Genomic DNA, 26,920 nt, shown 5'->3' with positions numbered 1-26,920 from the left:
GGGCGCGTGATGGCTCCGCGGAAGACACCGGCCGAGCCTGGGCCGCTGGCCACGGAGTTGCGGAGGTCACGCGAGCGGGCCCGGCTGACGCAGGAGGAGCTGGCGCGGCGTGCGGGGCTGAGCGTGGGCACCGTACGCGGGCTGGAGTCGGGCCGGATCCAGCGGCCCCGCCTCGGATCGGCGCGCGCGCTCGCCGACGCGCTGGCACTCGCGGAGCCCGACCGTGCCGCGCTGATCGCTCTCGCCCGTGGCGAGCCCGTCAGCACGCCCGTCGACCGGCCCGACGGTGAGCCCGCCCGGCCCTCCCCTGTCACGCGGCCGGCGTACGCGGGGGTGCGCCCGGCCCAGCTCCCGGCGGGGGTGGCCGGTTTCGCCGGGCGCGTCGAGCCGCTCAGGATCCTCGACGAGACGGCCGGCAGGCCGTCCGCGACGATGGTGATCGCCGGCACGGCCGGCGTGGGGAAGACCACGCTGGCCGTGCACTGGGCGCAGCGGGCCCGCGACCGCTTTCCCGACGGTCAGTTGTACGTGAACCTGCGCGGCTTCCACCCGGCCGGATCGCCGCTGGACCCGGCGGTGGCGGTGCGCGGATTCCTCGACGCCCTTCAGGTGCCGCCGCAGCGGATCCCGGCGACCGAGGACGCGCAGGCCGCGCTCTACCGCAGCCTGCTCGCGGACCGGCGCCTACTGGTGGTGCTCGACAACGCCCGCGATGCCGAGCAGGTCCGCCCGCTGCTGCCCGGCTCGCCCGGCTGCATGGTGCTGGTGACCAGCCGCGACCAGCTCTCCACCCTGGTGGCCGTCGAGGGCGCCCAGGTGGTCGATCTGGACGTGCTGTCCGCCGACGAGGCCCGCGACCTGCTCGGACGCCGACTGGGCCACGACCGCCTCACCGCCGAACCACAGGCCGCGGACGACCTCATCGCCGCCTGCGCGCGGTTGCCGCTGGCGCTGGCCGTCCTGGCCGCCCGCGCCGCGATCCGCCCCGACTTTCCCCTCGCCGCCCTGACCGACCAGCTCTCGCAGAGCCGTGACCGGCTGGCGGCCTTCAGCGACGACAGCGCGCTCACGGACGTGCGGGCGGTGTTCTCCTGGTCCTACCGCACGCTCAGCGACGCGGCCGCCCGGCTGTTCCGCCTGCTCGGCGTGCACGCGGGCCCCGACATCGACGTCGAGGCCGCGGCCCGCCTGACGGCGACGTCACCGGCCCGCGTCCGGCCGTTGCTCGCCGAACTCGCCCGCGCCCACCTGATCGGCGAGCCCACCCCCGGCAGGTACGCCTTCCACGACCTGCTCCGCGCCTACGCGACCGAACTCGCCGGCAGCACCGACTCCGACGACGAGCGGCGCGAGGCCGTACACCGTGTGCTCGACCATTACCTGCGCACCGCGCACAGCGCCGCCCTGCTGCTCCAGCCGCGCCACAAGCCCGTCTATCCGCCGCCGCAGGTCACCGGGGACGACGCTCCGTACGTCCTGGCCGACCTCGATCAGGCCATGTCCTGGCTGACCGCCGAGCTCGGCACTCTCCTCGCCTCCGTCGAGCAGGCGTTCGGCACGGGGTTCGACCGCCACGCCTGGCAGCTCGCCTGGAGCATGCGGGTCTTTCTCCAGCGGCGGGGGCACTGGCACGATCTCACCACCGTGTCCGGCACCGCTCTACGGGCCGCGGACCGGCTGGGCGACCGGGTCTGTCAGGCGCACGCCTACCGAAGTCTGTCCCTTTCGCACGTCAAGATGCGCCGGTTCGACGAGGCGCGCGCGTACCTGCTGAAGGCCCTCGACGGGTTCGCCGCGGGCGGTGACCTCGTCGGGCAGGCCGACGTCTCCCGTACGCTGGGCTGGGTCCTGTGGTCGATGGACCGTCGCGAGGAGGGGCTCGGCTATGCCGAGCAGGCCCAGGAGCTCTACGCGCGAGCCGGGGACCGGGCGGGCCACGCGGACGGCCTGAACAATCTCGGCTGGCTGCACCTCCAACTGGAGGATCACGATCGGGCACTCGTCCTGTGCCGGCGGGCGCTGGCCCTCCAGCAGGAAATCGGTGACCAGCGCGGCGCGTCGGCCACCCTGCACACCCTCGGTTACATCCACCACCTGCTCGGCGAGCATCGGGAGGCGATCCCGTGCTACGAGCGCTCGGCCGAGCTGGCTCGCGCGTTCGACTACGACTATCGGGAGGGGGAGGTTCTCGCCCACCTCGGCGACACCTATCACGCCATGGGCGATCGCCGGGCCGCCGGGGAGACCTGGAGGCAGGCTCTGCGCATCTTCACCGAACTCGAAAGAAGCGAGGCCGCCGACGTCCGCGCCAAGCTCCGCGCCCTGGACGACGGCGAACCACCGGGTACCTGACTTCGGGGGAAAGGCGCATCAGCGCCATTGACCCGGGCCGGATACGCCGTACCACAGAACTCACGCCCGGCCATTTCAGGGTTTTTTCACAGCCATTTAAGTGCCTCACTCCAAGATGGCCTTCCGCAAAACGAGGCGGACGCTCGGCAGCCGGCCATCAGGCCGGTCCGCCGCGAGACGTACGACCTCGTCGAGCCGTAAGGGAGTGCAGTGTCATTATTCAGCGGCAGGCCGTTTCGCCGGCGGGTCACGGGCGTCGTCGCCCTGGCCCTCGTTCCTCTGATGGTCGCGGTCGGTGTGGCCTGGGCCGAGGTCACCGACAACATGTTCCCCACCTCGAACACGAGCCCGTTCTGCGTGAAGGGGATGCACAGGACTCCGTGCCAGACCGACAATCGCGACGTCTCCTACTACATGGACAGCAGCGGCGAATTCATGCTGGAGACAGCCGACCGGACCGACGTCCAGAACGTCATGGCGAACCAGTTCGCGCCGACCGATCTGGTCATCGCCTACGACTCGACTCCCGTGTTCTCGGGATCGGGAGAGACCGACATCGTCTACCAGGAGGGTTCCGCGGGGATCTCCGACAGCGCCGACGGAATGGCGTGGTGCGACGCCTTGGGCGGTGACATGGTCGACTGCGACCAGCAGGTGGTCCGCATCAGGGGCAACGGCTATTACACCCCTTCGCTGGTGTGCCATGAGACCGGCCATGCCGTCGGCCTCCAGCACGGCGACGTCGCCAGCCCTCAGATCGGCCGCACGGATCCGGCGCTGGGCTGCATGAAGACCCCGACGGGCGGCACCACGACCCTCGGCGACAACAACCGCAGCCACATCAACCACACCTACTAGGGGGAACCGTGAGACGTCGATTCCTTGTCCTCGGTGCTGGAATGGTGGCCGCCGTCGTCACGGCCGCGATCGTCACCGCCGGGACCCTGAGCGCCACCGCCGACGGCGGCGCGCCTGCACAGCCACGAGAGGTGGTCATGGCACACGCCGATGACCGCCTGCCCAGCATCACCGCCGCCGACTGGGTGACCTACGCCGACCACGTGGTCGTCGTCGACGCCGTGTCCGAGCAGCAACTGCCGCCGGCCCAGATCGAGATCGAACGCGGCGAAGGGCTGATCGGCCGCACGGTCGACCTCCAGGTGAAGGAGGTGCTCTGGTCGCGCGACGGGGCAGCCCGTCCCGCGCCGCAGAGCTGGGTGTACAACGCCAGCGGGTTCACCTTCAACGACGGCGACACCAGTGCCTTGTCACCGGTCGCGCTGGAGGGCCGGCCGCGCGTGGAGGCGGGCCACCAGTACATCCTGGCGATCGTCTGGGAGGACGCCCGCTGCTCCGAGGGCGACGAGCCCGAGCCGGGCAGGTGGCTCGGTCTTGGGGAAGGCTCAGAACTCCCCTACGACGGCGACGTCATCGGCCAGGGCGAGCACGAAGGACGGCTCCAGACCGTCGAAGGCGCCCGCACACTGGCCGGGGCGGCCGGACCGGACGTCGGGCTGGAAGAAGAACTGGTCGGCCAGAACGCGGCGGCGCTGGCCGCCGCGCTGAAGACGGCCACTCCGGGCCAGAGACAGCAGCCCAAGGCCCCGGCCGCGAACAGTTGCCCCTAGGAGTCGCCGACCGCCGGGACGCACCCCGTCCGCACCAGACGCCTCTGTCACGTACCGTGGGCGGCTCCGGCGTGCGGGTGGACGTACGGACCGGCGGCACCTTCGACGGGCGCGTCCCGCGCCTGATCCCTTCTTCCGCGACCCACCGCACGCGTTGCCCTTCGTGGTCTCCCGCTAGGCCAGGAGAGAGCCGTAGGCGGTCGAGTGTTCCTGCCCGGACATGAAGGACAGGAACTGCCTCACGAAGGCGCCGCGTGAGTAGGTGTCGGCCTTGCCGGTCAGGTCGCGGTGGAAGGCCGTACGGAACAACTTCTGGTATTCCTGGACGTCGATCGCCTGGTCGTCGTCGACGTCGGTGACATCGAACAGGACGTCGGCGACCTTGATCAGCCCGGAGCTGGGCAGGGCGGTGGACGCGGCGGCGTACTCCTGGCGGGTGACGCGTCCGTCGCCGTCGGAGTCGAGGCCGGCCTGCAGCTCCCGCCACCAGGCGGCGTAGGCGTTGTAGAGCCGCTCCTCGTCCTGTTCGTCCAGGTCGAGCCGGGTGGCGATCTCTCTCGCCATGGCCGCCAGGTCGGGCCAGGCGATGTGGCCGTCGCCGGTCTGGTCGAGCACCTCGGCGAAGAACCGGTCAGCCGAGTGGACTGCGCGGTCGTCCTCGTCGGGGGCCGGGGTGACGAGCCTGATCAGGGCCGCGGCCTGGCCCGCCTTGCGGCGTACGCCCTGCCACAGCCCGTTCTCGCTGGAGTGGTCGGGATCCAGCAGGCTCATGAGGGATTCGACGCTCACCCAGTCGGTCGGCAGCAGGCGGGAGGCGGCGCCGGTGCTCAGGTAGGCGCCGTGCATGAGCGCCCGCGCCCCCGGGAAGTCGGGCAGCGCGAGGCGGCGGCAGAGCGGCTCGGGAAGCGACGCGATGGTGATCGCGGCGGCCACCGGGCCTGCCACGGCCCGGCTCGCGGCCCACACGGCGGGGCTGCCGCGCAGCAGGGGCGGCGCGGGCACGTTGGCGAACAGCCGGTAGAGGATGACGCGCACCGCCTCGGTGTTCTCCAGGCGATGGTGGACTATGTCCTCGAAATAGGGCCAGAACTCCCGCACCGTCGGGGGGAGATGGTCGCTGTTGCCGTCCAACAGGGCCAGAACCGTGCGGAACTCGGTGTAGAGCCGCTCGGTCGCGGCCCGGTCGAGCGACTCGCCGCTCAGCCGGTACATCGTCACCGACGACTCGAACAGGGTCGCCGTCACCCAGGCACGCGCTTCGGCGTTCGCCGCGTCGTAGTGGAGTCCCTGCGGGTCGGTGCCGGCGATGCGGGCGTGCAGGCGGTTGAGGCGGGTCGCCTCCCTGCGGCGTACGTGCTGGTCCGGGTCGAGCAGCCGCTGCGTGCTCGTCAACGTGTTGCGCAGCCGCCGCCACGGGTGGGTCACGAACGTCGAGTTCCCGATCAGCGCCGCGCCGATCTGCGGGTACGCGGCCTCCAGAACCGTGGCGCGGGCCACCGCGAGCCCCCATCGCGCCTCGTTGGCGAGGCGGCGCAGCATCGAGTCGGGCCCGAAGACGTCGAGGGTCTCCTCTGCGGTGGTGGGGGTCATCGAGGTTCCTCTCCCGTGGTGGTGGTCGGCCGGCGGACGTCGCCGAACCGGCGCTGGCGCCATCGGTAGGCGTCAAGGCATTCCCAGAGGTGGGTCGCGCGGAAGTCGGGCCACAGCACCTGGGGGAAGACCCATTCGGCGTAGGCCACTTGCCAAAGCATGAAGTTGGAGATGCGTTGCTCACCGGAGGTGCGGATGACCAGGTCGACATCCGGCGTGTCGGGATAGGGAAGGTGCTGGGCGAAGGAGGCCTCGGTCACCTGTTCGGCGGGGGTGGCGGTGCGGATCAGCGAGCGGGCGGCTTCCACGATGTCACGGCGTCCTCCGTGGTCGAAGGCCACGGTGAGCGTCATCTGCCTGTTGTCGCCGGTGAGCGTCATCAGGTCGGTGATGTCCTGGACCAGGCGGGGTGGAATGCGCGGATCGGAGACGCCCAGGAACCTGCACCGTACGCCGCGGGCGTGCAACGCCGGTGCGTGCTTGCGGATGGCCCGGCGCACGAGGCGCATCAGGATGTCGACCTCGCCCGCCGGTCTCCGCCAGTTTTCGGTGGAGAAGGCGTAGAGGCTTAACCACTTGACGCCGGCGGAACGCGCCGCCTCGATGACGTCGATCACGGCGGCCTCCGCCGCCTCGTGCCCTGCGGTGCGGGGCAGGGATCGCTGCGCGGCCCACCGCCCGTTTCCGTCCATCACGCACGCCACGTGACGCGGCAATTCGCCGATGCTCTTCATAGCTGAACGTGACTATACCATTACCTTATGTATTGTCGAGCGTCGCACGTCGTAGCCGTCGGCACCGGGGTGGCGGCGGGCACTGCCGCTCCCCGCCGTCGAGCCTCGCCGGAAAATGCCGAGCCCGACAACCGCGACCGCGGCTGTCGGGCTGGATGGCGAACCCGGTCCGTTCGCCGTCGCGGGTATCCGCCGTCAGGACCGCCGCTTGGGGCTTGACGACTGGAGGGCCAGTGTGGCGAGGTGGCGGGCGATGCCGTTGGTGTCGGTGTCCTGCACGTTGCTGAGCACGACCACCACGATGTCGTCGTCGGGCAGGTACATGTTGCTCGCCGCGTAGCCCTCGAGCAGACCCGGGTGGTACCGGAGCCGGTGCCCTTGGAGCCGGTCGACGAGCCAGCCGAAGGCGTACGCGCTCGACGGCAGGCTGAGGCAGCCGCTGGCGGGGCACCGCGCCTGCGGCGTGAACGCCTCCCTGACGGTGGCGGGCGGCGCGACCCGGTACGAGCCGAACGACCGGTCCCAGCGGGCGATGTCGTCGACGGTGGCGTAGATGCCGGTCGCGGAGAACGCCTGGGAGCCGTTGATGGGCGTCGCCGGTTCACCGAGCGTGAGATAGCCCTTGGCGTATCCCGGGGGCGGGTATCCCCTGCTGTAGCCGGTGTGCTGGAGGTGCAGCGGGCCGGTGATCTCCCTCTGCAGCACGGCGCCGTACGGCCTGCGCGTCACCGCCTGGATGACCGCCCCGGCCAGGATGTAGCCGGAGTTGCTGTACTCCCAACTGGTGCCGGGCTTGAAGTCCAGCGGCAGGTTGACGAACCGCTGGATGAGCTGCCGGGTGGTGGTCGGCTGCGAGAGCTTGCGATAGAAGTCGGGCAGTCCCTGGATGTCGGGGATGCCGGAGGTGTGCGTGAGGACCTCGCGGATCGTGATGGGCCGCCACGCCGTCGGGCAGGCGTTGATGTACGCCGGGACGAGATACGGGCAGACCCGGTCGTCCAGGCCGAGCAGCCCCTGGTCGCGCAGCTTCAGCACGATCATCGAGGTGAACTGCTTGGTGACCGAGGCGATGCGGAAGACCGTGTCCGGCCGGTTGGGGATGCGCCTCGCCTCGTCGGCCGCCCCGGCGGCGGTGCGTACCAGCACCTCTCCACGCTTCATCACCAGCGCCGCGCCGGTGAACTTCTTCCTCGCGGCCAGGTCCCGCAGGTAGGCCCGCATCGCCTCGGCGGTCCGAGCGTCCGGCCTGGCCGGTGAGGCGACCGGCGAGGCCGATTTCGGGGTGGGATGGCTCGCGACGGCGGACGCGGCGACGGCAGGGGTGGCCACGGGCAGGGCCCCACCGGTCAGCGCGGCGGCCATCGCAAGATGCCATACCACATTAGGACGTTTGGCCATTTTCTCCCCCTGAAAAATATGCCGCCATCCCCGAAATATGGACATTTCTCCAAATCGGGTTAATTTCGCTGAAGAATGGCTGGCAGATCATTCTCCCCGGAAGCTTGGTGTCCGTTCGCGGGAGCGGCAAACGGCGGTCGAAGCCTTCTTTCCTTCCTCATATCCCGCCTGTTAGGACCGCTCGATGCTCCCTCACCGGCAAACCACATTTCCGGCACGGCTGGGCGAGGATCTCGGCCGCCTCCCGTGGTGTGGGCGACGTCCGGTACGGGCCCTACATTCGCTGCATGGCAGGGACGCGGGTCAGCGGTGCCACCAGCAGCCCCGCCGCGCCGAGGGCCGCGGCCACCCACAGCACGGAGGTGTACCCCAGCCCCGCCTCGATGGCCAGCCCTCCGAGGAACGGCCCGGCGGCGTTGCCCACGTTGAAGGCCGACACGTTCGCCGCCGAGGCCAGGTCGGGCGCGCCGTCCGCCATGGACAGGACCCGCGCCTGGAACGGCGGGATGGCCGCCGCGCCCGCCATCCCGAACAGCGCGAGCGCGACGATCGCCGTCACCGGGCTCCGCACTGCGGGAACCAGCAGGACGGAGACCAGCGTGACGGCGGCCAACACGGCGTAGACGGTCGGCATGAGGGCCTGGTCGGCGAGCCGGCCGCCGAGCGGGCTCCCGGCCAGCATGCCCACGCCGACGAGCACCAGCACGAACGGCACGGCGGACGCGTCCAGACCGGTCACCTCGGTGAGCAGCGGGACGACGTAGGTCACGACCGCCAGGAACGGCGCCCAGCCCAGCGCGGTCACCAGCAGCGCCAGCCACAGCCGCCCGTTGCGGAACGCCGCCAGCCCCAGGCCGCCGCGCCGGTTCTCCTGGCTTGCCCGGTGCGGCACGAACGCGGCCAGCCCGGCCATGACGACCACCCCCACGACGCTCACCATCCAGAACGCCGTTCGCCAGCCGAACTCCTGGCCGATGGCGGTGCCCGCGGGCACACCCAGCACGTTGGCCAGGCTGAGCCCCATGAAGACCTTCGCGATGGCCGCCGCCTTCTTCTCCGCCGGCACCAAGCCTGCGGCGACGACGCTGGCCACGCCCACGAACGCGCCTCCGGCCAGCGCGGACAGGACGCGGGCGGTCATGAGCACGCCGTACGAGCCGGAGACCGCGCTGAGCAGGCTGCCGACGACGAGCAACGCCATCAGGGCGAGCAGCATGGTCTTACGGGGAAGCCGGTTGCCCAGCACCGTCAGGGCGGGGGCGCCGACGACCATGCCGAGCGCGTACCCGGAGACCAGCAGACCCGCGGCCGGGACGGAGACGCCGAAGCCGGAGGCCACCTGGGGCAGCAGCCCGGCGATGACGATCTCGGTGGTACCGACGACGAAGGCGCCCAGAGCCAAAGCGGCCAGAGCGAGAGGGTTCTTCTCGGAATTCACATGGAAAGTCTCAGACCGCCATGATCGGAGATCAGCGACTGTTCCTGGACGAATCGGTTAGCTGGAGTTACCAATCGCCTGGGTCTCCGCGCAGGCTCGTACGAACGCCCTGACCCGCTCCGTCTCCCCCGAGGCCCGCCAGACCGGCGCGTAGGTGATCGGATGCGCGTCCTCGAACGGCACGTACGTCACACCGGGCCGGGGGTGGAAACGGCTGACGTCCTCACCCACGGCCGAAACGCCACGCCCCGCCGCCACCAGGGCCAGCGTCTCCTGGATCGTGGCCGCCGTGTCGCCGCGCTCGATCGGCCAGCCCGCGGGGGTCGTCCGCGGGTTGTTGTTGGCCGTCACCCAGTACTCCGGCAACGATCCCCCGCAGGCGAACACCTTGGCGCGGGCGAGATCCTCCACCCTCACCGCCTCGCGCCGCGCCAACTGGTGGCGCGAGGAGACGGCCAGCACCGCGGGCACGGTCAGCACGACCGGCCCGGTCACCAGGTCGGGCTCGACGACAGGCAACTGGGCCAGCAACACGTCCACCCTGCTCTCACGCAGGGGCTCGACGAAGTCGCCCAACTGCGTCTCGTGGATGTGCACCGCCGTAGCCGGGTGCCGCCTGGCGAACAGGTCCAGTACGCCCATGAGCAGTTCGCCGGTCGCGGCGCCGACGAAGCCCACGTGCAACTCGCCTTCCATGCCCTTCGCCGCCGACTTGGCCCTGGCCAGGCCGTCGCGGATGCACGCGTAGGCCGGGGCCAGGTCGTCGTGCAGATGCTTGCCCAGAGGCGTCAGCCGGACCCGGCGGCTGGTGCGTTCGAACAGCGGGGCCCCGACCTGACGTTCCAGTTTCGCGATCGTCTGGCTTATCCGGGCCCGGGTCACCATGAGACGCTCCGCCGTCCGCCCGAAGTGCAGCTCTTCGGCCAGGACCAGGAAGCTCTCGAGTTCGAGACGCTCCATCCCCTCAGCTTAACGCGCGCCCTCACGACGCCCGCCGCCGGTGGCGCCGTCACTCCCCTGCGCGGAAACCACCGTCTCCCGGGGAGCCGAGGCATCGGTGTCGTGGTCGACGCACTTCCTCATGACGTGTCCCCTCGTGGCTGGGCGGAAGGGTCAGCGGAACAGATGGGCGTGCTCGGCCGCCCAGTCGTCGAAGCCACGCGGCGGGCTGCCGATGATCTCGCGCACGGACGGCCGCTGGTCGAGCGTCCACCGGGTCAGCTCGGCGAGCCGCTCGCCGTACTCCTGCAGGGCGTACAGCGTCACGTCGATGCCGCCATCGGGCCAGCCGCGACGCCGCCAGTTCGCCCGGCTTTCATCGGGGGTCACCTCGACGGCGGCGAGGTCGTGGCCGATGGCCGCGGCGATGCTCGCCACCCGTGACCGGGTGCTGATCGGCAGTCCGACCGCTTCGACGACGGCGCCGACATGGTCGCCGGTACGCAGCGCCGCCGCCGCGACGGCGGCCAGGTCGTCCTCGTGGATGAAGGGGTAGTGGCCGCCCTCCAGGAAAGCCTCGCGTACCACGCGCTCGCCTCTGACCGTGTCCGGCCAGTCCGACCCCGTGGCGGGATAGGTGCCCTCGATCATCGCGCCCATCACCGCCGACGGGCGAATGTGTGTCCACTCCATGCCCGAGCGCTCGACCGCTCGCTCGATGGCCAGCCAGAACCACGTCTCCGGCGGGTACGCCTCCTCGTACTCCGGCCCGTGCGAGGACAGCACGACGATCCGCCGCACACCGGCATCCCGGGCGGCCACCAGCGCGTCCGCTACCGTCGCCGGCACGGCTCCGGCGAGAAAGACGCCGTCCACGCCGTCGAAGACCCCGGCGTGCTCCAGCGGCCTGGTGATGGACCCCTCGACGACCTCGACCCCGTCGGGCCAGCCGTCCACCTGGCCGGGCTCGGCGAGAACACGTACGCGGTCACCGGCATCCAGCAGCCGGCGCGCCAGGCTCCGCCCGACGATCCCCGTGGGGCTGCTGCCCGCGTCCTTCCTGGCGCAGACCGCGGTCAGCAGGAACAGAGCGGGCTGCGACACCTTCGTGAACCGCTTGATTCCACCCATGGCAAGACCCTCCAACGCGAAATGGAGATCTTGCGCCACCCAGCGAAAATGGGAGGTTGCGGATCCGAGGCCGCCAACACTACCAGCCCCCACGCATCGGACGGCGGCCGGGCACCCGGTCGGGTTCACCCCTCTCACCGTCCTGCGAGACAGCCGGTCTGGACCCCACGAGTCGCACGATGCCCACCCAGACTGGCGGGCACACGGATCCCACCCGGGCGGGGAACTCGATCGGGCAGACGGTCCCTGCCGTGCCGTCTGCCCGAGCCCCCGTCGCGCCGTCTACTCCACGACCGGCGCGCTGTCGGCGACGCTCACCTTCAACTGCGCGCTCGACGACAACACGCTCCCCACCGGGGCATCGGCCAGCTTCGCGTCCACGACCACCCCCCGGCGGCCGAGATAGTCGTAGGTCTTCGGGTCGAAGATGTACTCCTCCCTGACCCCGTGCGGCGCGACCATCGCCGCGGCTATGCCCTCGCGCCCCGCGGCGTCCCGCGCCCGCTTCACCGTCACCACCCCGGGAATCGTGGCCGCCGCGCGGAAGAGCGCGGCCCGCTGCGCGGCGGGCAGATAGGACTCCGTGAGCAGCCCGCCGACCCGGTTCCACGCCTGGTAGTCCTGCAACCCGTCGAAGGGCACCTGCGTGTAGAGGTGCTTGCGCATGCCCTCGGTGTCCGTCGGCAGCTTGCTGACGTAGGCGTAGTCGTTGCGCAGGAACTCGGCGCGGTGATCGAAGTCGGCCGCCCGCCCCGGACGACCGGGCTTGCCCACCTGCTCCTGCTCCCATCGCGCGGCCGGCGGGAGTGTGCGTCCGGGATACGGCAGCGGTTCCAGGACCTCCTCCCGCAGGACCCCCTTGACCGAGCTGCCCTCGACCGGCAGCCAGATCGTGCGCTTGGAGCGCGTCAGCCAGACCCCCGCGTCCCCTCCGGACGTGTCCATGCTCTGCGACTCATAGACGAGGAACTGGCCGGGCCTGGGATGCAGCTCCGGACGGCTGCCGGCGTGCTCGGCCGCCCGCAACAGCATCTCCACGCCCGCGACCGTACGGATCAACGGCGGGGGCGGCGCCGGGGCGGCCCGGCTCTGGACGAGGAACACCGCCACTCCCACCGCGGCCGCCAGACCTCCCGCCAACGCGGCGCGCAGTCCGAGGCGGCGAACGTCGAGGCGGCGAACGTCGAGGCGGACCGGCGCCGACATGCTGGCCATCAGGCGCTCCGCCTCGGCCCGCAGGTCCTCCTGCGCGGGGACCTCGGAGCGGAAGTTGTTGAGCTGGGCCAGCTCATCCATGACGAACCTCCTCGATGACGAGTGCTGTGGGATCGCTACCGCCCAGTTCCTCGCGGATCTTGGCGCGGGCCCTGTTGACGCGCGAGCGGACCGTTCCTGCGCGGATGCCGAGCGCCTCGGCCGCTTCGGTGTAGCTGAGGCCGCCCCAGGTCACCAGGAGCAGCACGTCGCGGTGCCCGGCGGGCAGCGCGGCAAGCGCTGCGGCCAGGCGCCGCTGTACGGCCTGGGCGCTCAGCCGCTCGTCGCTGCGCGGGGTGAAGGGTTCGGTGACCGGGTCCACGCCGGTGCGGGCCAGGAGGTTCAACTGCCTGGCCTCGGTACGCTTGTGGCGGCCGATGAGGTTGGTGGCGATGCCGTACAACCAGGGCAGGGCGTTCTGCCTGGCCAGGTCGTAGCGGCCGCGCTGGTGGAAGGCGGCGAGAAAGGTCTCCGCCACCACGTCCTCGGCGACGTCGAGCCCGAGGCGGCGGACGACGAATCTCTTGATCTCGGCCGCGTGCCTGCGGAAGATCTCCCCGAACACCTCGGGCTCCTGCCGGGACCGCGCGATGACGGCGGAATCGGCGGGGCTCGTTTCTGACATGCTCTGGCCTCTCGGCTCACGGATGGAACACCCCTACTTGCCCGCCCGCAGCCGACCGGTTCCCGCCATCAGGTCCAGACCTGGCCCGAGAGAATGGCGCAGACCTTGACGCCCGGCGTAAGCGGCTCGTCCCCGGCCCGGTCGACGGGCGGCGCCCTGCCCTCCGCCTGGCCTCCGCCGCCAAACGCCGCGCCGCCGAGCTGCCCACCGAACAGGACGCGGTAGCCCAACTGAGCGGGCTCTATGCTGTCGCATGCCCAGGCCGCCGGTCGGTGAAGGGGTCTGCCCCGGGTGAGGACGAGGGCCGCTAAGGGCGTCTCCCGTGGATCTTCGGTAGCGGAACGGGATGGATCAACGCCTTCCGGGGAGACCTTGATGAATGTCACACTACGGGTCGAGGGGACGTCGTCCGCCTCTGCGCTCTGCCTGCGCCCTTGGCGTGATGGTGACGTCGAACCGCTGGTCAAGGCGTATCACGATCCGGCATTGCGTCGTTGGACGAGCCTTCCCGTAGAGAGCGTCGAGGACGCGGTGGCGTGGCTGGAGCTTCAGCGACGCGGCTGGGAAACCGGCGAGCGGCTGAGCTTCGCCGTACACGAAGATCGGTCCGGCTCAGGCGAGGGCCGGTTGGCCGGCAACGTGGTCATGAAGCGGACCGGTCCCAGCGGGGAATCCGCAGAGGTCGGTTACTGGACGGCAGCGCACGCCCGCGGCCGAGGCGTGGCCCCTCGCGCGCTCGAGGCTCTCACCGAGTGGGCCTTCGACGTCTTCGCGGTCGAAGGTCTGGAACGTCTCGACCTGCTCCACCAGGTGGGCAACCTTGCCTCGTGCCGGGTCGCGGAGAAGGCGGGATACCGTTTTCACCAGGTCCTTCCGGCCCGACCGCCGTTCCCGGGGGACGGTCACCTGCACATCCGACGGGCCGACGCCGCGGCCTGGTGACGCGCTGGTCGTCACAGGCCGGGGCCGGGCACGGTTCGTTCCAGCTCCACGAGGGCGAGCGGAGGGCCCTCGCCGAAGTCGTGGTCGTGTCGCCTGCCGGTCTCGCCGAAGCCGTTCTTGGCGTAGAAACGGCGGGCCTGGGGTGAGTCCCGAAGCGTCCACAGATGCACGCGGTCATAGCCGACCTCCCGCAGCCGGTCCAGGGTGGCGGCCAGCAAGGCCGCCGCGAGGCCGCGGCCCCAGACCTCCGGGTGGGCGAAGAAGGTGTGGATCTCCGCGAGGCCGGGGCGGGAGGAGGAGGCCCCGAAGCGGGCGAAGGCGCCCGGACGATCGTCCAGGAGCGCGAGCAGAGGCGTGTCCTCGCCCTCGGCCAGGATGGCGTCCCACTTGGTGCGCCGCTCCTCGATGCCGGCGGCGGCGACCTTCGGCGCGCACAACGGGCCGTGCGAGATGCCCCAGGAGACTGCGTGGATCTCGCCGAGGACGGCCCCGTCGCCGGGCCCCGCCTCGCGGATCGCGATCACGCCTTGCATGGAGGAGACTCTACGCGGGGGCGTCGAGGGATGGGTTCGCAGGTTCGCACCGCGCCCCCTGCCGGAGGTGGGGATCGATTCCGGCGCCGAGGTCCGCGCCGCGGTGCACGCGACGCGCGAGGCGGGCGGCGCGTTCCTGGACGAGGTCGCTGACCCCGTTTCCTGACCCGTGGGAAGACGATTCAGGTCTGCGGCGAAGGATGGGTGATCGTGACCGCCGACCGGAAGGCCCACCTTATGCCGGAGACAAGAACGTGAGCGCCGAAGTGAGCGAACAGGCGACCGACGCCGAACTCGTCACCCAGTACCGGGGCGACCCCAGCCTGTTCACCGCCGTCCACGATCGCTACTACCGCGACATCTACCTGTACGTCGCCGGCCGCCTGGACACGCAGATCGCCGAGGACATCACCGCCGAGACGTTCCTGCTGGCCTTCGACCGGCGCGACCGGTACGACCCGGAACGCGGAGACCTGCGGCCCTGGCTGTTCGGCATCGCCACCAATCTGATCGCCCGGCACCGCCGCAAGGAGACCCGCCACTACAAGGCGCTGGCCAAGCTGGGGCCCGAGCCCGTCGTGGAAGGCCACGAGGACCGGGTCGTCACCTCCGTAGCCGCGCAACGCATGCAGCCGCACCTGGCCAAGGCGCTCGCCGCCCTGTCCGGCGGCGAGCGCGACGCACTGCTGCTCGTGGCCCTGGGCCAGCTCAGCTACGAAGAGGCGGCCCAGGCGCTCGGCATCGCCGTCGGCACCGTGGGCTCCCGGCTCAGCCGGGCCCGAAGCAAGATTCTCGCCCTCATTGACAAGGAGAACGCTGGTGGATGACCTGAACGCCGTCGCGACCCTGCTGACCAAGCCCGAACCGTCCGCCGAGGCGATCAACCGCAGCAGGGGACGTCTCCAGGACAGGATGACGCGGGGTCGCGCCCTCCGGCGCCGCGGCCGGCTCCTGCCGGTGCTGGGCATGGCGGTCGCCGGCGCAGCGGCCGTCGCCGTGATCGCCACCAGCGTGGCCCCGCCCGCCGCCGCACCGGTCTCGGGCAGGGAGGTCCTGCTCATGGCCGCGGCCAGCGCCGAGCGGATTCCCCAGGGCACGGGGACCTATTGGCACGTCACGCGAACGTTCGAGAGCCCGGACGGGCCCCAGGTGCAGGAGAGCTGGACCACCCGCGACGGCGACCGCTGGTCCAGGAACGAGCCGAACGTCACTCCCGGCGCCGTCGTCGAGGACCCGGCCCCGTTCAGGCTCATGGGCGCCGAGATCGGTCTGAAGGAGCTCGAAGGGCTTCCGTCGGATCCGGAGGAGCTGAAGGAGCGCATCGCCGGGCTTCCGCGGCAGGACCACGCCATGACCCTTGCCGATCGGCAGGGCGAGCCCGTCTCCCCGCTGATCACCCTGATCACGGAGCTGCCGACGCCCGCGCAGGTCCGTTCGGCGGCGTTCGAGGCACTGGCCGCGACGCCCGGGGTCAAGAACGCGGGGCCGGTCGAGGGCGGGCAGGAACTGCTGATCCCGCTCACCGGGGACGTGGAGATCAGGATGGTCGTCGATCCCGAGAGCGCCCGGGTGACGCGCGCCAACGTCTTGCTGACCGCCGAGGGGGGCTCGGCGATGAGCAACTCGTACATCTCGGTGACCACCGAGTGGACGGACGAACTTCCGCGGTGAAAACCCGTTGGGCGGGCGAACGGTTCCAGGTGGTCGTGACCCGCCCGGCTCCCCGCTGAGCACCCATGGAACCCCCTGGCCACGCGCCAGGGGGTTTCACTTTCTTCAAGGTCGTTTGCCGGGCACGGGCCGGAGGAGCCAGGCCTGAACCCTCGCCGCGGTCAACCCCGAGGGAACGGCGGGAGACCGACAGGTGATCTCCCGGAGGCCGTCACGAGCGAGAGGCCGTCCGCCGAACGTGGTTCTTGGCCGGTTCGCGTGTGGTCCCTTCTTCGTTCATTCGCTTCGAGCAGATTCGCATCTCGACAGCGCCGACGCGACCGGATCCACGGGAGCTGTCGGATTCTGGCGTCCATTCCGCCTGGGCTGTGCTAACAGTGATCCACCAATGCAACAGATCACCACATATCAATGGTTTTGGGAGAAGTGATGGGTAGCCACGGCAACACCCCACCGCAGCTTGGAGCCAAGAGAAGGACGGGCGTGATCCCGCGACGCCGGGCGTCGTCGTGGATGGAGAGAGGGGCGGCCGTTCTGCTGCTGCTGGGCGTATCGGGCCTGGCCGGCCCCGTCGCGTCGGCGACCGCGCGGCCGACGCAGAGCGCCCCGGACTGCTCGCTCCCCGGAAGCGCTGTGCAGGCGCCCGGATACCAGGTTGAGCAGCTCGTACAGCGAAACCCGCTCCCCGCGTCCAACGGTCTGGCCGTCGACGCACAGGGGCGGCTCGTCGTCGCGCAGGCATTCTTCAACAGCATCTCGCGTGTCGACCCGGTGACCCGTCAGGTGGTCAGCCTCGCGAACGGATCCCAGCCCGCCGCCGACCAGGTCCAGACGCCGGACGACCTCACCTTCGGCCCGGACGGCAACCTGTACGTGGCGAGCGTCTTCTCGAGGTCGATCCTCCGCGTGAGCCCGAACGGGGGCACCCCCGTGACCGTGGGCGCCGGCATCACCGACGGGAACACGGGGCCGAACGGGATCGCCTTCCGCGGCGGCAGGCTCTTCGCCAGCGACCTCGCGTTCGTACCGGGTTCGAAGGGTTCGATCTGGGAGGTCGACCCCTCCGGGACGAAGCCGCCCGTCCAGGTGGCTCGGGATCTCGAGGTTCCGGAAGGATTCGACTTCGCGTCGAACGGCCTGGCCTACGTCCCCGAGATGTACGCGGCGCGCATCGCGAAGGTGGACGTCGACACCGGCCAGGTCAGCCGCCTCGGTGTGCGGTTCGACAGTGCGATCACCGCGCTCAAGGTGGTTCCGCGGAGCATCGATCCGACAGAGCCGCTGATCGTCCTGGAGGCGGGCACCGGCAAGGTCTGGAAGGTCGGCCGGACGTCCGGGAGCAAGACGCTGCTCGCCCAGGGCGAGCCGGGGCTGGACAACCTCCAGATCACGAAGGGCGGCGCCATCTACGTGTCGAACTTCGTGCGCGGCAACGTGCGGCAGGTGGACGTGAGAACCAAGAAACTCGTCCCCGTCCTGCAGGACGGTCCGCTGTCGGCGCCGGTCTCGCTGAACCCCACCGCCGATGGCGGATTCGTCGCCGCCGACCTGACGTCGGTGGTCGAGATCCACCCTGACGGCGGGGTCGACCGCGTCTCGCGGTTCGCTCTGGACGACGTCCAGATGATCTCCTCGGGAGCCCTGCGGATCGGCCGCGACGTCTACCTGACCGACTGGCTCGCCGGTGGAAAGATCTCCAAGCTGGGTCTGGACACGGGCACCCGTTCGACTGTCGCCGGCGGTTTCGTGGCTCCCGTGCATCTGCGTCAAGGCCCGCAGGGCACGCTGCTGGTGGGCGACCAGGGCCTCGGTTCGGTGTTCTCGGTGCCGATCGACGGTTCGGGTTCCCCGGCCCCGTTGCTGACCGGGCTCGGATCCGTCGGCGGTCTCGCCTTCGACGCCTCGCGCGACGTGGTGTACGCGTCGGGAAGCGACAACGGAACCGTGGTGAGCGTTCCGGTGTCCGGCGGGACGCCGACGGTCGTGGCGACGGGTCTGGCCGGTCCTGAGGGGATCGCCGTACGCCGGGACGGAAGCCTGCTCGTGGCCGAAGCGGCCACCGGTTGCATCACGCGCGTCGATCCGTCCAGCGGCGCGAGAACGGCCGTCGCCGGCGGGTTCAAGATGAACATCCGCGGCATCAGCCTGCTGCCCTTCGTCAACTACACGGCGGACGTCGCCGCGCTCGACAACGGCGACATCGTGGTGAGCAACCCGGCGGACGGGAGCGTGACGACGCTGGTCCCCAGGTAGTCCGTTCGCGGCCGACGCCCCCGACGGCCGCCCCGCCTCGGCCCTCCGGTCCCCCGACCGGGGGGCCGATCGCGTGGGTGGACCGGCCGGCCCACCCACGCCGTACGCCATGAGGCGCTGACGAACAGAGCGGCGCGACCGTTGGCGGGCGCGCGTGCCGGGCCCCGCTGAGCTGGGCGAATCGGCGGCCTCAACACGAAGAGTCGACATGTTCTTCCATTCGCGTTGACAGACGCCCCGATCCAGCCGATGCTTGATCACGCCCGCTATTTGACTGCAGCGCCCACTATTTGGGCATTCAGGAGACGTTAACGTCGTGTTCGCGCATTGTCGCGTGCAATCCGAGCCGGGAACTGCCCGCAGTGGCAGCGTGCCCCTGGCATCCTTCGCCGACGGCAGGCCGGCAATGGCCGCGCGGCATGGCGGTGACAATTCCACGCGCCGTTCATCGCCTGTCTTGATGAGCGGACTATGAGCGCCGTCAGCGGCCTCGGGGACAGGCAGGTCTCCGGTTGGCGCGACCTCCCGCCCTCTCCGGTCGCGCCGTCCATCGCCCGCCGCTGGGTGACGTCGATGTGCGTGTCGTGGGAGCTTCGCCTCTCCGCCGCCGACAAGGCCACGATCATCGAGCTGACCAGCGAGTTGGTCACGAACGCCGTTCAGCACGCGGCCCCGGTCGCGCGCGGCGTCCCGGAGATCAGGATCAACGTGCGAGCGGGGTTCGCCGTCTTCTGGCTGGCGGTCTGCGACCCCGATCCGGCTCTGCCCCAGGTGCGGACCCCCGATTTCCTGGCCGAGAGCGGCCGCGGCCTCTTCCTGGTGGAGGCTCAGGCCGACCGGTGGGGTGCCGTCCGGCACGGGGCCGGGAAGTTCGTCTGGTTCAGTCTGGAATGCCGAGGTAACGCCCAGCACGCGGGTGAAGCGTCGCTCGCCCGTCCATTCACCGACCGCACCATGTCCGACACCATGAAGGAGAACGTGCCATGCCTCCCGTCGCCCTTCCCCACGACGTTCACGGCTCCGGGCCGCACCGCGTGATCGCCCTGCACGGCTGGCTGGGCGACCGTACCTCCTTCCAGAAGATCCAGCCCTATCTGGACGGCGACGCCTTCACCTACGCCTTCCCCGACTACCGGGGGTATGGAGAGGCCATGGACCTCAGCGGCGAGTACACCCTCGCCGAGATCGCCGCGGACGTGATCGCGCTCGCCGACAAGCTCGACTGGGACACCTTCTCCCTGATCGGTCACTCGATGGGCGGCACGGCGATGCAGCGGGTGATGCTGGACGCGCCCGGCCGGGTCCGCAAGCTCGTCGGCATCTCCCCGGTGCCCGCCAGCGGTGTCCCGTTCGACGAGCAGTCCTGGGGGCTGTTCTCCGGCTCCGCCGAGGAGCCCGCCGGCCGCCGGGCGATCATCGACCTCACCACGGGCAACAGGCTTCCTGGCCGCTGGCTCGACGAAATGGTCGGCAACTCGCTGCGGAACTCCACGGTGGCCTCGTACCGGGCCTACCTGGACGCGTGGGCCCGCACCGACTTCCACACGGAGGTCACCGGCAGCACCACGCCGGTCCTCCTCATCGTCGGCGAGCACGATCCCGCCCTCTCCGCCGAGGTCATGCGGGGCACGTGGCTGCAGTGGTACCCGAAGGCCGAGCTGACGACGCTGTCCGAGGCCGGCCACTACGCGACGGAGGAGACGCCGCTGGCTCTCGTATCCGCCATCGAACGGTTCCTGGCCGCCTGACGGCCCACAGAGGGGATGCCCATGATCGACGTGTTCGACCCGCGTATTTACTCGCAGGGCATCCCACACGACCGATACCGCCTGCTACGTGATGAACACCCCGTGTACTGGCAGGAGGAGCACGAGGTCGGCGACTGGCCGGCCGGCCCCGGCTTCTGGGCCGTGACCCGCCACGCCGACGTCGTACGGGTGCTGCGCACGCCGACCGGATACAGCTCGTGGATCGGCGCCACGCAGATCCGCGATCCGGACCCGGACGACCTGTCGTTCATCCGCCGGATGATGCTCAACCTCGATCCGCCCGACCACGGCAGGCTCAGGCGGATCGTCTCCGGCGCGTTCACCCCCGGTCGCGTCGAGCGGTTCGCCGCCGGGATCGCGGCACGGGCACGCTCGCTCGTCGACGAGATCGCCGAACGGGGCGAGTGCGACCTGCCGGTGGACGTGACCGACGACTACCCGATCCAGAACCTCGCGGATCTCCTCGGCATCCCCGCCGCCGATCGCGGCCAGATCCTGGAGTGGACGAACCGGGTCGTCGGCTACCAGGATCCCGACCACGCGCTCGCGGTCAGGAGCCCGGGTGGGAAGCCGGTCAACCCGCGCTCTCCTGCCATGCTCACCGACATGTTCGCGTACGCCCGCGATCTGGCCGCCCACAAGCGCCGCGATCCCGCCGACGACATCATGACCACGCTCGCCACGGCGGAGGTGGACGGACGGCGGCTCACCGAAGCCGAGCTGTCGATGTTCTTCTTCCTCCTGGTCATCGCGGGCAACGACACCGTACGCTCTGCCCTGCCCGGCGGGCTGATCGCGCTGCTCGACCACCCGGCGGAGCACCGCCGCCTGCTGGCGCGTCCGGAGCTGCTCGACTCGGCGATCGAGGAGATGCTGCGCTGGCATCCGCCCGTCCTCAGTTTCCGTCGCACCGCCGTGCACGACACCGTACTCGCCGGGCAGCCCATCGCGGCGGGAGACAAGGTCGTCGTCTTCCACGGCGCCGCCAACTACGATGAGCGCGTGTTCGCCGACCCGATGCGCTTCGACATCACGCGGCAGCTCAACGACCACGTCTCGTTCGGCGACGGACCGCACGTGTGCCTCGGCGCCCGGTTCGCCCGCCTGCAGCTCCGCGCGCTCTACCGCGAGCTGCTCTGGCGGCTGCCGGACATGGAGCTCGCCGGTCCGCCCGACCGGCTGGTGTCGAACTTCATCGCCGGTGTCAAGCACCTGCCCATCCGTTACACCCCCGTTCCCCGGTCAGGTGACGCATGACCCCCTCCGCCGACGCCGAACCGGACTCGTCTCGCGGCGCGGGTTCCAAGACCATCGACACGGGCCTGCGGCTCCTGGAGATCCTCAGGGACCATCCCGACGGACTGATGATCACCGAACTCGCCCAGCTCGCCGGGATCCATCGCAACGCGGTCTCCCGTCATCTGGCCGCGCTCGGCAACCACCGGCTGGTCGCCCGCGTCGGCAGCCGCTTCACCCTCGGTCTCGGCATCGTCGAGCTCAACGCCGCCGTCCAGCACCGGCTCCGCAGCGCGGCGCTCTCCGCCCTGCAGGTGCTGGCCGACAGTTGCAACGCCACGGCGTTCATCACCGTGCTCGACAGCGACGAGAACGAGGCGGTCGTCCTGACGGTGGTCGAGCCGCGCGCTTCGCAGTTTCACGCCGCCTACCGCGCCGGCACGCGGCACCCCGCGAACCGCGGCGCCTCCGGGATCGCCATACTCTCCGGACGTCCGCCCAGAGCCGGCGAGCGTCCGGAGATCACGGAGGCCCGCGCCGTCGGCTACTCCGTCACCGCCGGTGAGCTGCAGCCAGGCGCCTGGGGCGTCGCCGCCCCGATCATCTCGGCCGGCCGCCCGGCCGAGGCCAGCGTCGGCGTGGTGACCATCGGCCGGCGCGACGAGGAGGCCATCGCGTCGCTGGTCCTCACCACCGCGACCCAGATCTCCCAGTTCCTCTGACCCGACCCGCACCCGGTGATCACGCGCCCTCCTACGTGGGCAGCGGCAGGCGCAGGACGAAGCGCGCCCCGCCGGCCGGGGACCGCCGCACGCCCATGCGGCCGTGGTGGGCCTGAGCGATCTCGCGGGCGATCGCCAGCCCGAGACCGGCACCCTCCTCGCAGAGATAGCGCGCACTGTCCAGCCGGGTGAGGCACTCGAAGATCCAATTCCGGTCTGCTTCGTCTGCCTCGTCCGCTTCCTCACCGTCGTCGGCGACGACCAGCTCGGCCTGGCCGTCGCGGCGGTGCACGCCGACCTCGACCGACCGCTCGGCCTGCCGCTGGGCGTTGTCCAGCAGGATCGCCAGAGCACGAACGAGCTGGACGCGCACCGCGTGGACGGTGACGCCGGAGGTCAGCCGGAGCCGCACGGGGACCCGATCCGATCGGCGAAGGACCTCGTGCCGGACCACGTCCGCCAGGTCGAGGTCCTCCCAGCGGTCCGACGCGCCGGCCCCCAGCTTGGCCAGGTGGAGCAGGCCCGCCACGATGGCCTCCAGGCGATCGACGTTCTTCAACGCCCGTTGGAGCAACTCGTCGAGGTCGGTCTCCTCGGGGTGCATCACAGCCTCTTCGAGCTCCACGCGCAGGCCGGTCACCGGGGTCCGCAACTCGTGAGAGGCGTCGGCGACGAACTGGAGCTGCCGGGCCAGCACCTCCTGCCCGGCCGCGGCGACACAGGCCCGGGGAAGCATCGGAGAGTCACCGAGCCCGTCGCCGATCGCGCAACGATCGGCGACACTTGTCGAACAACGTTCGAACTGAGTCTGAGTAGTCATCCCGCGCATCCCGCCGTAGTCCGCTGTCCTTACCCGAACGACGGTACGGAGAGGGCCTGACGGTTTACTGACACTCGGCCGTCAGCCGCGCCAGGTTCACGGCTTCCCGCCGGGTCAGGCGTGCCCCCTGCCGGTGACACTCAGCGAACGCGTCCTCGCCCAGGGTGGCCGTCGCCGCCGCCGTGACCCGGTCCACGTCATACCGCTCGGCGGACGGCAGCGGAGCCCCCACACCGCGGCGGGCCGCATCCGCCGCGCCGAGCAGCCGGGCCGCGTGTCCGGCTCGGCCCGGGTCCTTCGACAGCGCCGCCGCGCCCGCCAGCCCTTCGAACGAGAGGGCCAGCGCCCGCGGCTCTTCCATGGAGCAGGCGAGTTCCAGGGCGCGGAGATGGCGCTCCGTCGCCAGGGCTTCGTCGCCGCGGAGTTCGGCGGTGAAGCCGGACTCCGCCCAGAGCAGATGGTCACCCACCTCCGAGGAGGGATACTGCTCGAACAGGCACGCGAGGTACGTCTCCGCCGCGTCGAGATCTCCGGAGCGGCGAGCCTCGAGCGCGAAGCCGATGACCGCGAGAGACTCCACGTAGACGTTGCCCTGTTCGCTTGCCAGCCGTCGCGCCCGCTCGTGCAGCTCATGACCCCGCTCCCAGTCACGGGCGAGCAGTGCCAGCCGTCCCAGACCGCAGTAGCTGGTGGCGAGGTCGGCCGCCAGGCCCAGTTTCTCCGCGATGCGCAGCCCTTCGTCGCGCAGGCGTTCCGCCTCCGCGTAATCGCCCCTGATCTCGGCCAGCCCGCTCAGCGGGACCGTGGCCTGCAACTCGCCCCACCGATCTCCAAGCTCGCGGAAGATCTCCGCGCTTCTCCCGCCCTCGCGCTCGACACCGGCGAGATCTCCCTGGACCAGCGCGTGCATGGCTTGCAGGCCGGTCGCGGCCGCGACGCCCCACGGGTCGTCGGCGGCGGTGAAGAGGCTGAGCGCACGAGCGTTGGCCGCCCTGCTGCCGGCCATCTCACCGATGTAGTACAGCCCGTAGGCGTAGAGCCACACAGCGCGTCCGCTCCGCAGCGTGTCCACCACGGCCGGGTCGGCTGTGGGCGGCTCCTCGGGCCGGGTGCCGTTCAGCAGCGTGAACGCGTCTCGCAGCACGTGGAGTTCGGCGGCTTCGCCGGCGACGGCGAGCACCGCCGACATGGCGCGGCAGCCCTCGTTCAACCGCCCGCGCAGCAGCCACCACCAGGACAGGGCGGTGGCCAGCCGCACGGCTTCGCAACCGCCCGCGCCCGCCCGCGCGCGACGCTTCGCCTCCTCGAGCGCGGCGCGCAGGTTGGCCGCCTCGGCGTCCAACCGGGCGAGCCACGCCTGCTGCTCCCCGTCACGCAGGTGGGGTTCGGCCCGTTCGGCGAGGTCGAGGTAGTAACGCAGGTGCCGGTCCCGGGTGGCGGCGAGATCCGCCATCTCGATCAGCCGCTCCAGCGCGTACGCGGCCACGGACTCCAGCAGCCGGTACCGGGTGCCGTCGGGCCCGTCGGTCACGACCACCATGGAACGGTCCACCAGCCGCGTCACCAGGTCGAGGAGTTCCTCACGGGACACGCCGTCGCCCGAGCACACCGTCTCCGCGGCGTCCAGGGTGCAGCCGTCGCAGTGCACGGCAAGGCGGCACAGCATGACCTGCTCCGGTGCGCTGAGCAGCTCCCAGCTCCAGTCGATCATGGCCCACAGGGTCCGCTGGCGCGGCGGCGCCCCCCGCTGCCCTGACGTGAGCAGCCGGAACCGGTTCTCCAGGCGGGCCGCCAGCTCTCGCACGCCGAGCCCGCGGACCCGGGTCGCCGCCAGCTCGAGAGCGAGCGGAATGCCGTCAAGGCGGCGGCAGATCTCCGCCACGGCCTCGCGCGTTTCCTGGGTGGCCCCGTCGAGGGAGAACCCCGGGGCCGAGGCCGCGGCCCGCTCCGTGAACAGGCGTATCGCGTCGGCCGGCCGCAGCGGTTCGACGAGGAACACCATCTCACCGGTCAGGCCGAGCGGCTCGCGGCTGGTGGCGAGGACCCGCAGATCGGGCACGGCGCACAACAACTGCCGGGCGAGTTCGGCCGCCGCCGCGACGACATGTTCGCAGTTGTCCAGGACGAGCAGGATCCTGCGTTCGCGCAGAGCGGCCGCGAGCCGGTCGATCAGCGCCGACGGCCCACCCCATCCAGGCGTCCCCGAGGGCGCGTCGTCCCTGATCCCGAGTACGGTGGCGACCACCTGCATGAGATCGGCCAGACCCCCGTCCTGCGGAGCGAACTCGACCAGCCACGCCTCGTCGAGCATCCCCCCGTCGGCTTCCTGGGCGAACCGCGTCGCGGCCGCCACCGCGAGCCGGGTCTTGCCCACTCCCCCGGGCCCCGTGAGCGTGACGAGACGCGCGCGGCCGAGGAGATCACCGACCTCGCTGAGGGACTGTTCGCGGCCGATCAGCGCACTCAGCGTCGCCGGCAGGTTCGACCTCGGGCAGGCGATCCGGCCGGCGGCCGTCGCCGCCGCGGGCGTCTCCAGGCCCGGCGACCCTGCGGGGGTGTCAGTCTGGACCGCCTGCTGGACCAGCGCGAGCGACGGGTCCTGACGCAGGATCGCGCCCTGCAGAGCGGCCAGCTCAGGGCTCGGATCGAGGCCGAGCTCGTCGGTCAGGAGTTCCCGCAGCTCCGCGTACGACGCCAGCGCCTCGCTCTGACGACCGGCCAGGTACAGGGCGCGGAGCTGAATGGCCCGCAGCCGTTCCCGCAGCGGGTACCGGGCCACGAGGTCGGCCAGCTCCCCGATGAGCAGGATGTGGTCGCCCAGCTCCAGCCGGGCCTCGGCCTGCTCTTCCAGGACCGCCAGACGTTGTTCGGTGAGGCGCTGTGCCGCCGCGCGCGCGAACTCCTCGTCCTCGACGCCGGCGTACGCGGGCCCGCGCCACAATCCGAGCGCCTGGGTGAGCAGCTCGGCCCGTGCCCGCGCGTCGCCGGCGGACCGGGCCTCGGTCACCAGGGACTGGAAGCGCTCCGCGTCCACCTCGTCGGCGGGCTGGTCGAGGCGCAGCCGGTAACCGGCCGACTCGTGGAGCACGCGATCACGGCCGAGAGCGCGGCGTAGCTGGGAGATCTTGACCTGGAGGGTGTTGGCGGGGTTGCCGGGCAGCTCCTCGCCCCACAGGTCGTCGATGAGCCGGTCCGCGGTGACCGGCCGGCCCTCGTGCACGAGCAGATCGGTGAGCAGCGCCCGGACCTTGGCCTCTGGGACCCGCACCGGATTTCCCTCGCTGTCCCACACCATGACGGGGCCCAGCACTCCGAACCGCACAGAAACACGCTACACACCGCCGAACGGCCGGCCGTCAGCGAACCATCAGGTTTCCCAAAGCACGGCAATGCACAGTTATCGATGGAGAAGTCACGCATGCCGGGCGGGCGCGGATCGCGCCGGCCAGGTCACGCCTGTGCCCTGAGGGGCTCGTCCCCGTCGGCCGGAGCGTCATGCGAAGCCAAAACTTCGCCCATTTTCCCGTGCGCACGACCGGGCACGACAGCGCTGGTGCTCCCGGATAGGAGCCAGACCAGGTCCCGCTGCCGGAGGGTGTGGAGCCGCAGACCGTGGCGGGCAGCACCGACGACCCGCCCAGCCACAGGGGGTCCACCGCGGGTTGAGGCTTTCCGCCTGCGGTTCCCTCACAGGAGGTGTGACGGGGGACGAAAGTCTCCGGGACTTGTTCAACGACAGCCTTGAAGTCATGAGTGTTTGTGACTACGAGCGACTCGGCGCGGAGCCTGCCGCCGAGACCTGCGGCCCGCGGCCGCGTTCCCGGCCGATCGGGGTGCCGGACGGCTCTCCGGCCCCGGTGGGCGCATCCGGCTCCGCGAGGCGCG

General features: G+C 70.9%; 23 protein-coding genes. 12 read left to right on the top strand and 11 right to left on the bottom strand.

Going from position 1 to position 26,920, the window contains the following annotated elements:
• Nucleotides 1-9 precede the first annotated feature (9 nt).
• The 3 genes from ACZ6S0_RS05640 to ACZ6S0_RS05630 all read left to right on the top strand — a co-directional run bounded on the left by ACZ6S0_RS05640 (nt 10) and on the right by ACZ6S0_RS05630 (nt 3,980).
• Nucleotides 10-2,352 (top strand): ATP-binding protein, encoded by a 2,343-nt coding sequence (locus ACZ6S0_RS05640; RefSeq protein WP_465913601.1) that lies wholly within the window; start codon nt 10-12, stop codon nt 2,350-2,352.
• Nucleotides 2,353-2,562: 210 nt separating this feature from the next.
• On the top strand, nt 2,563-3,210 hold the full coding sequence (locus ACZ6S0_RS05635; protein ID WP_465913599.1) for a hypothetical protein: 648 nt from the start codon (nt 2,563-2,565) through the stop codon (nt 3,208-3,210).
• Between the two features lie 8 nt (nt 3,211-3,218).
• Nucleotides 3,219-3,980 carry a hypothetical protein gene (locus ACZ6S0_RS05630; RefSeq protein ID WP_465913597.1) on the top strand — a complete coding sequence of 254 codons (762 nt, stop codon included), beginning with the start codon at nt 3,219-3,221 and terminating at the stop codon, nt 3,978-3,980.
• A 174-nt stretch (nt 3,981-4,154) separates the two neighbouring features.
• On the opposite strand, the gene ACZ6S0_RS05625 is transcribed toward ACZ6S0_RS05630, so the two are convergent.
• The 8 genes from ACZ6S0_RS05625 to ACZ6S0_RS05590 form a co-directional block, all read right to left on the bottom strand.
• A complete protein-coding gene (locus ACZ6S0_RS05625; protein WP_465913595.1) occupies nt 4,155-5,570 on the bottom strand; it encodes an oxygenase MpaB family protein in 1,416 nt (471 codons plus the stop codon).
• Entirely contained in the window at nt 5,567-6,304 is a 738-nt protein-coding gene (gene uppS, locus ACZ6S0_RS05620; RefSeq protein WP_465913593.1) for a polyprenyl diphosphate synthase, read from the bottom strand. The genes ACZ6S0_RS05625 and uppS overlap by 4 nt, the downstream gene beginning before the upstream one ends.
• A 195-nt stretch (nt 6,305-6,499) precedes the next feature.
• Complete coding sequence (locus tag ACZ6S0_RS05615; protein WP_465913591.1) at nt 6,500-7,684, bottom strand: serine hydrolase domain-containing protein; 1,185 nt, start codon at nt 7,682-7,684, stop codon at nt 6,500-6,502.
• Nucleotides 7,685-7,976: 292 nt separating this feature from the next.
• A complete protein-coding gene (locus tag ACZ6S0_RS05610; protein WP_465913588.1) occupies nt 7,977-9,140 on the bottom strand; it encodes an MFS transporter in 1,164 nt (387 codons plus the stop codon).
• A gap of 57 nt (nt 9,141-9,197) precedes the next feature.
• On the bottom strand, nt 9,198-10,100 hold the full coding sequence (locus ACZ6S0_RS05605) for a LysR family transcriptional regulator (RefSeq protein ID WP_465913586.1): 903 nt from the start codon (nt 10,098-10,100) through the stop codon (nt 9,198-9,200).
• 153 nt (nt 10,101-10,253) lie between these two features.
• Entirely contained in the window at nt 10,254-11,210 is a 957-nt protein-coding gene (locus ACZ6S0_RS05600; protein WP_465913584.1) for an SDR family oxidoreductase, read from the bottom strand.
• Nucleotides 11,211-11,492: 282 nt separating this feature from the next.
• The gene (locus tag ACZ6S0_RS05595) at nt 11,493-12,506 is read right to left on the bottom strand and encodes a CU044_5270 family protein (protein WP_465913582.1); all 1,014 of its coding nucleotides are present in this window, start codon (nt 12,504-12,506) and stop codon (nt 11,493-11,495) included.
• A complete protein-coding gene (locus ACZ6S0_RS05590; RefSeq protein WP_465913581.1) occupies nt 12,499-13,089 on the bottom strand; it encodes an RNA polymerase sigma factor in 591 nt (196 codons plus the stop codon). Before ACZ6S0_RS05590 ends, ACZ6S0_RS05595 begins: the two co-directional genes overlap by 8 nt.
• 375 nt (nt 13,090-13,464) lie before the next feature.
• Between ACZ6S0_RS05590 and ACZ6S0_RS05585 the strand changes: the two genes are divergently transcribed.
• Nucleotides 13,465-14,031 (top strand): GNAT family N-acetyltransferase, encoded by a 567-nt coding sequence (locus ACZ6S0_RS05585; RefSeq protein ID WP_465913580.1) that lies wholly within the window; start codon nt 13,465-13,467, stop codon nt 14,029-14,031.
• Nucleotides 14,032-14,042: 11 nt separating this feature from the next.
• On the opposite strand, the gene ACZ6S0_RS05580 is transcribed toward ACZ6S0_RS05585, so the two are convergent.
• The gene (locus ACZ6S0_RS05580) at nt 14,043-14,564 is read right to left on the bottom strand and encodes a GNAT family N-acetyltransferase (protein ID WP_465913578.1); all 522 of its coding nucleotides are present in this window, start codon (nt 14,562-14,564) and stop codon (nt 14,043-14,045) included.
• On the opposite strand from ACZ6S0_RS05580, the gene ACZ6S0_RS05575 reads away from it, so the two are divergent.
• From ACZ6S0_RS05575 to ACZ6S0_RS05540, 8 genes are all read left to right on the top strand, one after another.
• Nucleotides 14,563-14,730, top strand: a complete 168-nt coding sequence (locus tag ACZ6S0_RS05575) for a hypothetical protein (RefSeq protein WP_465913576.1) — start codon at nt 14,563-14,565, stop codon at nt 14,728-14,730. The genes ACZ6S0_RS05580 and ACZ6S0_RS05575 overlap by 2 nt on opposite strands.
• An 88-nt stretch (nt 14,731-14,818) precedes the next feature.
• On the top strand, nt 14,819-15,391 hold the full coding sequence (locus tag ACZ6S0_RS05570) for an RNA polymerase sigma factor (protein WP_465913575.1): 573 nt from the start codon (nt 14,819-14,821) through the stop codon (nt 15,389-15,391).
• Entirely contained in the window at nt 15,384-16,235 is an 852-nt protein-coding gene (locus ACZ6S0_RS05565) for a CU044_5270 family protein (protein WP_465913572.1), read from the top strand. The genes ACZ6S0_RS05570 and ACZ6S0_RS05565 overlap by 8 nt, the downstream gene beginning before the upstream one ends.
• Nucleotides 16,236-16,718: 483 nt before the next feature.
• Nucleotides 16,719-18,488: a hypothetical protein gene (locus ACZ6S0_RS05560; protein WP_465913570.1), complete on the top strand. Its 1,770-nt coding sequence runs from the start codon at nt 16,719-16,721 to the stop codon at nt 18,486-18,488.
• A gap of 471 nt (nt 18,489-18,959) precedes the next feature.
• Entirely contained in the window at nt 18,960-19,526 is a 567-nt protein-coding gene (locus ACZ6S0_RS05555; protein ID WP_465913569.1) for an ATP-binding protein, read from the top strand.
• Nucleotides 19,472-20,236 (top strand): alpha/beta fold hydrolase, encoded by a 765-nt coding sequence (locus ACZ6S0_RS05550; RefSeq protein WP_465913568.1) that lies wholly within the window; start codon nt 19,472-19,474, stop codon nt 20,234-20,236. The genes ACZ6S0_RS05555 and ACZ6S0_RS05550 overlap by 55 nt, the downstream gene beginning before the upstream one ends.
• A 21-nt stretch (nt 20,237-20,257) precedes the next feature.
• Nucleotides 20,258-21,514 carry a cytochrome P450 gene (locus tag ACZ6S0_RS05545; RefSeq protein ID WP_465913565.1) on the top strand — a complete coding sequence of 419 codons (1,257 nt, stop codon included), beginning with the start codon at nt 20,258-20,260 and terminating at the stop codon, nt 21,512-21,514.
• Nucleotides 21,511-22,215, top strand: coding sequence for an IclR family transcriptional regulator (locus ACZ6S0_RS05540; protein WP_465913563.1), 705 nt, complete (start codon nt 21,511-21,513; stop codon nt 22,213-22,215). Before ACZ6S0_RS05545 ends, ACZ6S0_RS05540 begins: the two co-directional genes overlap by 4 nt.
• 31 nt (nt 22,216-22,246) lie before the next feature.
• On the opposite strand, the gene ACZ6S0_RS05535 is transcribed toward ACZ6S0_RS05540, so the two are convergent.
• Nucleotides 22,247-22,951, bottom strand: coding sequence for a sensor histidine kinase (locus ACZ6S0_RS05535; protein ID WP_465913561.1), 705 nt, complete (start codon nt 22,949-22,951; stop codon nt 22,247-22,249).
• Nucleotides 22,952-23,099: 148 nt separating this feature from the next.
• Nucleotides 23,100-26,357 carry an AfsR/SARP family transcriptional regulator gene (locus tag ACZ6S0_RS05530; RefSeq protein WP_465913560.1) on the bottom strand — a complete coding sequence of 1,086 codons (3,258 nt, stop codon included), beginning with the start codon at nt 26,355-26,357 and terminating at the stop codon, nt 23,100-23,102.
• Between the last annotated feature and the right edge of the window lie 563 nt (nt 26,358-26,920).

Source organism: Nonomuraea sp. NPDC051298, assembly GCF_055586305.1.
Note: the sequence above shows the minus strand (reverse complement) of the source record. Positions and strands in the feature narration are given on the sequence as shown.

Excerpts from the sequence above, each read along its gene's own strand:
- ACZ6S0_RS05595 (WP_465913582.1), bottom strand. The coding sequence starts at position 12,506 with ATGGATGAGCTGGCCCAGCTCAACAACTTCCGCTCCGAGGTCCCCGCG.
- uppS (WP_465913593.1), bottom strand. The coding sequence starts at position 6,304 with ATGAAGAGCATCGGCGAATTGCCGCGTCACGTGGCGTGCGTGATGGAC.
- ACZ6S0_RS05585 (WP_465913580.1), top strand. The coding sequence starts at position 13,465 with ATGAATGTCACACTACGGGTCGAGGGGACGTCGTCCGCCTCTGCGCTC.
- ACZ6S0_RS05545 (WP_465913565.1), top strand. The coding sequence starts at position 20,258 with ATGATCGACGTGTTCGACCCGCGTATTTACTCGCAGGGCATCCCACAC.
- ACZ6S0_RS05640 (WP_465913601.1), top strand. The coding sequence starts at position 10 with ATGGCTCCGCGGAAGACACCGGCCGAGCCTGGGCCGCTGGCCACGGAG.
- ACZ6S0_RS05590 (WP_465913581.1), bottom strand. The coding sequence starts at position 13,089 with ATGTCAGAAACGAGCCCCGCCGATTCCGCCGTCATCGCGCGGTCCCGG.
- ACZ6S0_RS05605 (WP_465913586.1), bottom strand. The coding sequence starts at position 10,100 with ATGGAGCGTCTCGAACTCGAGAGCTTCCTGGTCCTGGCCGAAGAGCTG.
- ACZ6S0_RS05625 (WP_465913595.1), bottom strand. The coding sequence starts at position 5,570 with ATGACCCCCACCACCGCAGAGGAGACCCTCGACGTCTTCGGGCCCGAC.
- ACZ6S0_RS05580 (WP_465913578.1), bottom strand. The coding sequence starts at position 14,564 with ATGCAAGGCGTGATCGCGATCCGCGAGGCGGGGCCCGGCGACGGGGCC.
- ACZ6S0_RS05550 (WP_465913568.1), top strand. The coding sequence starts at position 19,472 with ATGCCTCCCGTCGCCCTTCCCCACGACGTTCACGGCTCCGGGCCGCAC.
- ACZ6S0_RS05575 (WP_465913576.1), top strand. The coding sequence starts at position 14,563 with ATGGAGGAGACTCTACGCGGGGGCGTCGAGGGATGGGTTCGCAGGTTC.
- ACZ6S0_RS05535 (WP_465913561.1), bottom strand. The coding sequence starts at position 22,951 with ATGCTTCCCCGGGCCTGTGTCGCCGCGGCCGGGCAGGAGGTGCTGGCC.
- ACZ6S0_RS05600 (WP_465913584.1), bottom strand. The coding sequence starts at position 11,210 with ATGGGTGGAATCAAGCGGTTCACGAAGGTGTCGCAGCCCGCTCTGTTC.
- ACZ6S0_RS05555 (WP_465913569.1), top strand. The coding sequence starts at position 18,960 with ATGAGCGCCGTCAGCGGCCTCGGGGACAGGCAGGTCTCCGGTTGGCGC.
- ACZ6S0_RS05540 (WP_465913563.1), top strand. The coding sequence starts at position 21,511 with ATGACCCCCTCCGCCGACGCCGAACCGGACTCGTCTCGCGGCGCGGGT.